This window comes from Ectobacillus sp. (assembly GCF_056992975.1).
In genome coordinates this window covers 1-7,575 of record NZ_JBXKMX010000215.1, presented here as the reverse complement: position 1 = coordinate 7,575, position 7,575 = coordinate 1, and the positions used below count along the sequence as shown (strand labels likewise).

The window sequence follows — 7,575 nt, the reverse complement described above, 5'->3', positions numbered from 1 at the left end:
AACGGCTAGCATGGTGAAGGCCACTGAAAAAGTACAATTTTTCAGGGGCCTTATTTATGAATGCGGACTGGGAAAACCCGGATCTAATAAAAGGTGCTGACGGTAACAATAAGTTCCGATTGTGCTCACTCTCGGAAAAAAGTGTCCGGACGGTAACAAAAGAGCTTCGATTGTACTCGCACTCGGGAAAAAGGAGTCCAGACGGTAACAAAAGCGCTTCAATTGTGCCTGCCCGCGGAAAAAAGGTGACCGGGCGGTAACAAAAGAGCTTCAATTGAGCCCGCACTCGGGAAAAAGATGACCTGGCGGTAACAAAAGAGCTTCAATAGTGCCCGCTCGCGGGAAAAAAAGATGCGAGTGGTAACAAAAGAGCTTCAATTGAGCCCGCTCTGGGGAAAAAGGTCTCCGGGTGGTAACAAAAGAGCTTCAATAGTGCCCGCTCGCGGAAAAAAGGATGCGGGTGGTAATTTAATGCCCGCATAGGTAGTTGCCATTGTAACTATATTTCGAAGTTCATGCCTTGCACTACCCATTTTTTCTCATCTATAACCCCAAAATGTCAGATGCAATCTTTGCCTCTATTTTTTCATCGGAAGCATTGAAATGCTGCGAAGATGAGTTGGCCTCTTTTTTCTCATGGGCAGCACCTGCATGCTCATTCGAGGATGCGTGTTCAGTAGGCCTTATCATATTCATATAACGGCTTAGCTTCCATGCTTCTGTGATGGGACAGAAACGCACAATTCCCTCTGCAACTTTCATAGCTCCTAAACCAATCGCAATCTTGGACAGGAGACACCAAGGCTTACGCACCAATCTTGCTGTGGCAAAGCTCAGCATGGCGAAGCCGATTGTAATGCGGATGAGGGCATTTAATGTGCCAATGTTTGGTTTCAACACAGTAACCAGCTCCTTATTAGACGTAACATGTGAAATAGAAATTCTATTTCGTTATGTATTGTCTCACTTCAAACTTCTCTCTATACCATCCAACTTTTAGCCACTTTAACAGTAAAAAACATGGTTTTTTCGCAAAAAATCAACGGGATTTTACAAAGTGAAATGAGCATAGGTACACTGGAAATATACATTTCACCTGTTCGTTAATCCACAATTCTTTGGTATAATGGAATAATGCACAATGTAAGAAAGAGGTGTGTCCATGTACGATATACAGGAATGGAAACATGTGTTTAAGCTTGACCCAAATAAAGAGTTAAGCGAACAGGAGTTAGAACAAATTTGTGAGTCTGGAACGGATGCTATAATCGTAGGCGGAAGTGATGGAATAACATTAGATAATGTATTACATATGCTCGCAAGCATTCGTAGATATAGTGTTCCTTGTGTGCTAGAAGTATCGAATTTAGAATCTTTAACGCCAGGGTTTGATTATTATTACATACCTTCTGTTTTAAACAGTCAGAACCCAGAATGGATAACAGGACTTCATCAAAAAGCATTGAAAGAATTTGGAGATGTCATGAACTGGGAAGAAATTTTGATGGAAGGATATTGTGTGTGTAATCCTGAGTCGAAGGTGGCAAAGCTAACGGAAGCAAATTGTGAACTGGATGAAAGCGATGTAGTAGCCTATGCACATCTTGCAGATAAGCTACTTCATCTTCCTATTTTTTATTTGGAATATAGTGGAATGTACGGAGATCTAAATATTGTAAAGCAAGTGAAACGGAACTTAGAACATGCACGGTTTTATTACGGTGGCGGAATTGAAACGGCTAAGCAGGCAATTGAAATGGCTCAATATGCAGATACCATTGTCATAGGAAATTTAGTATATGATAACATCAAAGAAGCATTAAAAACAGTACGAGCAGTAAAAGGGAAGTAAGGAAGGTGACAAGATGAGCAACATTGAAAACATGCTTGCTGGCTTAAATAAAGAACAGCAGAATGCGGTCAAGCTAACTGAGGGCCCATTATTAATCATGGCTGGAGCGGGAAGTGGAAAGACGCGGGTATTAACACATCGTATTGCGTATTTACTGCAGGAGAAAGGAATTGCTCCGTGGAACATTGTAGCCATTACCTTTACGAATAAAGCAGCTCGTGAAATGAGAGAAAGAATTGATAAGCTTGTCGGGGCGGATGCCAATGATGTATGGATTTCAACCTTCCACTCCATGTGTGTACGTATATTACGACGTGATATTGATCGCATCGGTATGAGCCGTAACTTTACGATTCTTGATAGTAGTGATCAGCTTTCTGTTATGAAGACAATCGTGAAAGAGCGTAATATTGATCCGAAAAAATTTGATCCGCGCGCGTTGATAGGAAGCATTAGCAGTGCGAAGAATGAATTAATTTCACCTAAGCAATTTGCGAAAGAAGCATCTGCTGATCCGTATGAGCAGTTGGTGAGTGATGTATATGACGAATATCAAAATCGATTGCGAAAAAACAGTTCCCTTGATTTTGACGATCTCATTATGACGACTATTCAATTATTTGAACGGGTTCCGGAAGTATTAGAGTTTTACCAACGTAAATTTCAATACATTCATGTGGATGAATATCAAGATACAAATAAAGCACAATATATACTTATCAAGATGCTTGCACAGCGCCTAAAGAATTTATGCGTAGTAGGCGATTCCGATCAATCGATTTATCGCTGGCGCGGGGCAGATATTACCAATATCCTTTCCTTTGAAAAGGATTATCCGAATGCAAAGATGATTATGCTAGAACAAAATTATCGCTCCACAAAAAACATACTGCAGGCAGCTAACGCCGTAATCGGATACAACAGTAATCGGAAGCCAAAGCAACTATGGACGGAAAATGAAACAGGACGAATGATTTCCTATTACCATGCCGTGACGGAACAAGACGAAGGGTATTTTATTGCAAAAAAAATAAGCGAGCAAGTGGCAGCAGGTAAACATAAGTATGATGACTATGCCATATTATACCGGACAAATGCCCAATCCCGTGTAATAGAAGAAGTACTGCTGAAATCGAATATTCCGTACAAAATGATTGGTGGAACGAAATTCTACGACCGGAAAGAAATTAAAGATATTTTAGCGTATCTTCGCTTTATTTCAAATCCAGACGATGAAATTAGTTTTAGACGAATTATAAATGTACCAAAGCGCGGAATTGGAGCGTCTTCCATTGATAAAATCATAAACTATGGAACAGAACAAAATCTTCCCTTATCTGAAGTACTATCGCAAATTGACTTTGCTGGTTTAAGTGGAAGAATCACAACGGCCGTAACACAATTTCATGAACAAACATCGGGATGGATTCAAATGAATGATTACTTATCTGTTACCGAACTCGTTGAAGAAGTGCTAGACAAGACTGGATACCGGGATATGTTAAAAAATGAACGATCATTAGAAGCGCAATCCCGTTTAGAAAACTTGGACGAATTTTTATCCGTTACACGAAGCTTTGAAGATACAAGTGAAGATAAAAGTCTAGTTTCCTTCTTAACAGATCTTGCCCTAGTAGCAGATATCGACAAATTGGATGAGGAAACAACGCAAGAAGAAGTCTTGCTTATGACCATGCATGCTGCAAAGGGACTTGAGTTTCCTGTTGTATTTATTGCGGGAGCTGAGGAGGGCATATTTCCACATCTTCGTTCTCTTATGGATGAAAATGAAATGGAAGAAGAACGACGTCTTGCGTACGTTGCTATTACACGTGCCGAGCAAGAACTATATGTGACTAACGCACAAATGCGTACGCTTTACGGAAAAACAAACATGAATCCAGAATCCCGCTTTATATCAGAAATTCCCGCTAATTTAGTAGAGCCGCTTCACCATGTTCCACAAAAGAAAAAAACAGCTGTGACATCTGCTAAATCTTTTCAATCTAGTCGCATTATTCAAACGCCGTATAAAACGACAGGCGGGGAGCAATTAGGCTGGAATGTAGGTGACAAAGCGTCGCACAAAATTTGGGGGATTGGTACGGTCGTGAGTGTAAAGGGGGAAAATGAGGGAATGGAACTGGATATTGCATTTCCAAGTCCAACCGGAATCAAACGATTATTAGCAAAGTTTGCGCCGATTTCAAAAGTGTAAGGAAAGGATGAGACGATGTCAAACGAAGTGATAAAGAATCGCATCGAAGAGCTACGAGGTATAATAAATAAACTAAATCACGAATATTACGTTTTAGACAACCCATCTGTTTCGGATGCTGAATATGATCGCCATATGCAAGAGCTAATACGTCTTGAAGAAGAACATCCTGAGTTTAAGTCTGATGAGTCACCAACGGTTCGAATTGGGGGACATGCGTTAGACATGTTTGAAAAGTTCACGCATACTTCCCCCATGCTAAGCCTTGGTAATGCTTTTAATGAAGCAGATATTCGTGACTTTGATCGTAAGGTACGCCAAGGAACTGGCAGAGAAAATGTCAGATATGTCTGTGAGCTAAAGATTGACGGACTAGCTGTTTCCCTTCATTATGAAGAGGGAAAGTTCGTACAAGGTGCAACCCGCGGAGATGGTGTAATCGGAGAGGACATTACGAGCAATATTAAGACGATTAAGGCGATTCCACTTCGCCTGCATCAACCGCTCTCGTTAGAAGCACGAGGCGAGGCATATATGCCTAAGAAGTCGTTTGCAAGAGTGAATCGTGAAAAAGAAGAACAGGGCGAAATGTTATTTGCTAATCCGCGTAACGCAGCTGCAGGTTCATTACGTCAGCTTGATCCCAAAATAACAGCAAAAAGACATCTCTCCTTTTTTGTTTATGCGATGGCGGGGCTAGAAGGGAAGCCGCTTGCTTCTCATAGCGAAGCACTGAACTTCTTTGGTGAACTAGGGTTTAAAACGAATCCTCATCGCAGAGTTTGCGAAACAATCGAGGATGTACTTGCTTATGTAGAGGAATGGCAGGAAAAGCGCCCGTCACTTGATTATGAAATAGATGGCATTGTCATTAAAGTAGATGAGATAGAATTACAAAATATACTCGGAACAACTGTGAAAAGTCCGCGCTGGGCAGTAGCATATAAATTTCCAGCCGAAGAGGTTGTAACGAAGTTAGTAAGTATTGAATTGAATGTAGGTCGTACAGGTGTTGTAACACCGACTGCTAACTTAGAACCAGTTCGCGTCGCAGGAACGATTGTGCGTCGTGCTTCTCTTCATAACGAAGATCTGATCCGTGAAAAGGACATTCGCATTGGTGATTTTGTTGTAGTGAAGAAGGCAGGAGATATTATTCCGGAAGTCGTGCATCCGTTGGTAGAGCGTAGAACGGGGACTGAACAAGAATTTCATATGCCTTCCCATTGCCCAGAATGTAAGGATGAACTGGTGAGATTGGAAGGAGAAGTTGCCCTGCGCTGCCTAAATCCTGCTTGTCCGGCGCAAATTCGGGAAGGATTCATTCATTTCGTTTCGCGGGATGCGATGAATATTGACGGACTTGGGGAACGCGTTATTACACAGTTATACGAAGAGAAGCTTGTGCATACCGTTGCTGACATATATACGTTAACGAAGGAGCAACTGCTTGCATTAGAACGGTTTGGTGAGAAATCGGCAACGAATTTATTAGCTGCTATTCAATTGTCGAAACAAAACTCCTTAGAGAAGCTCCTTTTTGGTCTTGGTATTCGTCACGTAGGAGCGAAAGCAGCACGTACGTTAGCCCTTCATTTCGAAACAATGGAACGCTTGCGGCAAGCTACGATAGAAGAATTGACTATTATCAATGAAATTGGAGAAAAAATGGCGAGTTCGATCGTTGCCTATTTTGCAAACGAAGAGGTGCATCACCTACTAGCGAAGCTCCAAGAGTATGGTGTTACGATGACTTATAAAGGTGCAACATTATCAGAAGTAGAGACAGTTGACTCCTACTTTTCTGGTAAATCCATTGTCCTAACTGGAAAGCTAGCAACGATGGGACGAAGCGAAGCAAAGAAAGAAATTGAAGCACGAGGCGGTAATGTAGTAGGTAGTGTAAGTAAAAATACAGATTTAGTGATCGTTGGGGAAGCAGCTGGCTCAAAGCTTGCACAAGCAGAGAAATTTGGTATTGAGATTTGGGATGAAGATAGATTTACTATGGAGTTAAAAAAATAGAGGTGCGAACGAAAAATGAAAAAACTAGTAGTGCTACTAACAAGTCTCGGTCTTATTCTTACCGGATGTAGTTCGAGTTTGCAGAAGAATGGACAGATTACGCAACAGTCAACGCAAACGAAGGATAATTCTATCGTTCCGAAATATTCTATTTCGGATCAATATTACAAGACGATTCTCCCTTTTAAGGCTGGAGCAGCGCGGGGACTAGTGTTACAGGGATTAAATACGCGCTTGGATGTAGATGAGTATGAATCAGGTCTTATGCGTATTGCCCAAAACACGTTTAATACAAAGGATTACTATTTTCAAGAAGGACAATCTTTAGATTCAACAGTCATACAGCAGTTACTACTCCGTAAACGAACCGATGCACAGCAGAAGGATGCTGATGCTAAGGCTCAAACAGGAGGTGTAAAAAATGCACCGAGTATACCGAATATCGGTCTGAATCCAACCTATGACGCAAATGCAGCTGGCACAGCCGATCAAAAAAACACAAAAAGCCCGATCTATCTTGCAAATATTTTAGAACATGATTTTATGACAAAGGATAGTAATGGAACTGCTAAACTAGGAGGCATTGTCATCGGACTTGCGATGAACAGTGTTTACTATACCAATCTTCCCGATAATGAAGGCGGCTATCCTCGTGAGTATGAGATTCCGCTTCAAGACACGATTACGCAGGGAAAACAAATGGCGCAATCTGTTTTGGATACGTTATATTCAAAAAGTACAGAAGCAAGGAATGTTCCGATTACCATTGCAATTTATCGTCAGCAAACAAAATCGTCCCTTATTCCTGGAAATTATCTTACGTACGTAAATTTAGATAAAGGCCAGACGAAAGTAGACGGATGGAAGGATGTTAACGAGAAATATTATTTGTTCCCATCTACGCAGGCTTCTAACGATGTTAGGGAAGATGCAACGAGACTTTTAAATTTTAAAACGAGTATATCTGATTATTTTCCAAATAACTTTACAGCTGTTGTCGGAAAAGGCTTCTACAAGGATAATCAGTTGAAGAGTTTGGATTTGGATATTCCTGTTCAGTTTAATGGGAAAGCAGAGGTAATTGGATTTACACAATATGTTGCCAGTCTTGTGATGGACCAATTTCCAAACTATATTAAAGTACAAGTGAATATTCATTCCGTTGATAAGCCAGAGGCCATTATCGTTCGTGATGTGAACCAAGATAAACCAACCGTTCAAGTTTTTGATTAAGGATTGGCTGTTTCCTTTGTTTGAGGGAACAGCCTTTTACATATTTTACAATTGAATAGAGGGAAAGTGAGCATGGAGCATCTGAGTATAGAAATCATATTATTCCTTATGGCATTTGGATTTTTAGCATCATTTATTGATTCGGTTGTCGGGGGAGGCGGACTTATTTCAATTCCTGCTTTGCTTTTTATTGGATTGCCCCCTTCTGCTGCGATTGCAACGAATAAGCTTGCAGCAACAATGGGTT

The 7,575-nt window shown here is 40.9% G+C and carries 6 protein-coding genes; 5 read left to right on the top strand and 1 reads right to left on the bottom strand.

Annotated features, from left to right (window positions below):
* Positions 1 to 543 precede the first annotated feature (543 nt).
* Positions 544 to 897 (bottom strand): YgaP family membrane protein, encoded by a 354-nt coding sequence (locus tag AC11ZT_RS09920; RefSeq protein WP_484059442.1) that lies wholly within the window; start codon positions 895 to 897, stop codon positions 544 to 546.
* Between the two features lie 265 nt (positions 898 to 1,162).
* On the opposite strand from AC11ZT_RS09920, the gene pcrB reads away from it, so the two are divergent.
* The 5 genes from pcrB to AC11ZT_RS09895 all read left to right on the top strand — a co-directional run.
* Entirely contained in the window at positions 1,163 to 1,852 is a 690-nt protein-coding gene (gene pcrB, locus AC11ZT_RS09915; protein WP_484059440.1) for a heptaprenylglyceryl phosphate synthase, read from the top strand.
* Positions 1,853 to 1,865: 13 nt separating this feature from the next.
* Positions 1,866 to 4,070, top strand: a complete 2,205-nt coding sequence (pcrA, locus tag AC11ZT_RS09910; RefSeq protein ID WP_484059439.1) for a DNA helicase PcrA — start codon at positions 1,866 to 1,868, stop codon at positions 4,068 to 4,070.
* A gap of 15 nt (positions 4,071 to 4,085) precedes the next feature.
* The gene (gene ligA, locus AC11ZT_RS09905; RefSeq protein WP_484059438.1) at positions 4,086 to 6,095 is read left to right on the top strand and encodes an NAD-dependent DNA ligase LigA; all 2,010 of its coding nucleotides are present in this window, start codon (positions 4,086 to 4,088) and stop codon (positions 6,093 to 6,095) included.
* A gap of 15 nt (positions 6,096 to 6,110) precedes the next feature.
* The gene (locus AC11ZT_RS09900) at positions 6,111 to 7,328 is read left to right on the top strand and encodes a CamS family sex pheromone protein (RefSeq protein WP_484059437.1); all 1,218 of its coding nucleotides are present in this window, start codon (positions 6,111 to 6,113) and stop codon (positions 7,326 to 7,328) included.
* A gap of 72 nt (positions 7,329 to 7,400) precedes the next feature.
* A partial coding sequence (locus tag AC11ZT_RS09895) for a TSUP family transporter (protein ID WP_484059441.1) occupies positions 7,401 to 7,575 on the top strand: 175 nt, incomplete at its 3' end.

Bases quoted from the DNA above. Each gene is read 5' to 3' on its own strand.
- pcrB (WP_484059440.1), top strand. From the start codon at position 1,163: ATGTACGATATACAGGAATGGAAACATGTGTTTAAGCTTGACCCAAAT.
- pcrA (WP_484059439.1), top strand. From the start codon at position 1,866: ATGAGCAACATTGAAAACATGCTTGCTGGCTTAAATAAAGAACAGCAG.
- ligA (WP_484059438.1), top strand. From the start codon at position 4,086: ATGTCAAACGAAGTGATAAAGAATCGCATCGAAGAGCTACGAGGTATA.
- AC11ZT_RS09900 (WP_484059437.1), top strand. From the start codon at position 6,111: ATGAAAAAACTAGTAGTGCTACTAACAAGTCTCGGTCTTATTCTTACC.